Below are 1,416 nucleotides of genomic sequence, written 5' to 3' on the forward strand. Positions count from 1 at the left end.
ACGCCAGAACCGATACCACGGCCTAAACGAAGGTTGTCACGTTTAGCACCTTCTGCAGGTGCGATAGTATTTAAACGCAGAGTCATGGCTTATTCCTCTACACTAACCATATAGTAGACTTGGTTGATCATACCGCGGTTAGAAGGCGTATCTTGCACTTCTACAGTATGACCAATACGACGCAGACCTAAACCTTTAAGGCTAAGCTTGTGATTTTTCAAGCGGTGCGCAGAAGATTTAGTCTGGGTAACTTTAATCGTTTTCATGATTGATTACCCTTGAATTTGTTCTACTGAAAGACCACGTTTCGCAGCGACTTTCTCAGGAGAAGTCATGTCACGCAAACCTTTGAATGTTGCGTTTACTACGTTAGCAGCGTTTGTAGAACCATAGCATTTTGTCAATACGTTATGTACGCCAACAGCTTCTAGAACTGCACGCATAGCACCACCAGCAATTACACCAGTACCTTCAGAAGCAGGTTGCATGTAAACGCGGCTTGCACCGTGACGAGCATTAATAGGGTGTTGTACAGTACCGTTAACAAGCTCAACAGTAATCATGTTACGACGAGCAGCTTCAAGTGCTTTAGAAATAGCAGCTGGAACTTCACGTGCTTTACCACGACCAAAACCTACGCGACCATTACCATCACCCACAACAGTTAATGCTGTGAAAGAGAAGATACGACCACCCTTAACAACTTTGGCTACACGATCAACGGCAACCAGCTTTTCAACAAGACCTTCGTTTTGTTCAACTTTAGCCATGATTAGAACTCCAAGCCGTTTTCACGAGCAGCATCAGCCAAGGCTTTGATACGACCATGATATTTGAAACCAGAACGGTCAAATGCAACTTTAGTAACGCCAGCTGCTTTAGCACGTTCTGCGATTAAAGCACCTACTTTAGTCGCTGCATCAACGTTACCAGTTGTACCAGCACGTAAAGTAGCATCTAAAGTTGAAGCTTGCGCTAAAACTTTGCCACCATCTGCTGAGATAACTTGAGCATAGATGTGACGCGGTGTGCGGTTTACACACAAACGAGTCGCACCCAATGCACGAATGTGCAAGCGTGTGCTTTTCGCACGACGCAAACGGGATTGTTTCTTTTCGTTCATAAGAACCTCGCGCCTTATTTCTTCTTAGCTTCTTTACGAAGTACAACTTCGTCAGAATAACGAACACCTTTACCTTTATAAGGCTCTGGTGGACGGTAACCACGGATATCTGCAGCAACTTGACCTAAAGCTGCTTTATCAGCAGATTTAAGAATAATTTCAGTTGCAGTAGGAGTTTCAGCAGTTACACCTTCTGGAAGGTTGTAATCGATCGGGTGAGAGAAACCAAGGTTAAGGTTAACAACGTTACCTTTAACCGCAGCTTTATAACCAACACCGATAAGTTGTAACTT

General features: G+C 44.1%; 4 protein-coding genes. All 4 read right to left on the minus strand.

Features of this window, described 5'->3' with window-relative positions:
* Nucleotides 1-89: 89 nt before the first annotated feature.
* Complete coding sequence (gene rpmD / locus B2Y23_RS14950) at nt 90-266, minus strand: 50S ribosomal protein L30 (protein ID WP_067762901.1); 177 nt, start codon at nt 264-266, stop codon at nt 90-92.
* A gap of 6 nt (nt 267-272) precedes the next feature.
* Nucleotides 273-770 carry a 30S ribosomal protein S5 gene (gene rpsE, locus B2Y23_RS14955; protein WP_086195763.1) on the minus strand — a complete coding sequence of 166 codons (498 nt, stop codon included), beginning with the start codon at nt 768-770 and terminating at the stop codon, nt 273-275.
* Nucleotides 771-772: 2 nt separating this feature from the next.
* Complete coding sequence (rplR, locus tag B2Y23_RS14960; protein ID WP_053579516.1) at nt 773-1,123, minus strand: 50S ribosomal protein L18; 351 nt, start codon at nt 1,121-1,123, stop codon at nt 773-775.
* Nucleotides 1,124-1,137: 14 nt separating this feature from the next.
* Nucleotides 1,138-1,416, minus strand: a 279-nt coding sequence (locus B2Y23_RS14965) for a 50S ribosomal protein L6 (protein ID WP_291371647.1), incomplete at its 5' end; no start/stop codon positions are given.

It is taken from the genome of Acinetobacter sp. UBA5934 (assembly GCF_002430855.1).
Classification (GTDB): domain Bacteria; phylum Pseudomonadota; class Gammaproteobacteria; order Pseudomonadales; family Moraxellaceae; genus Acinetobacter.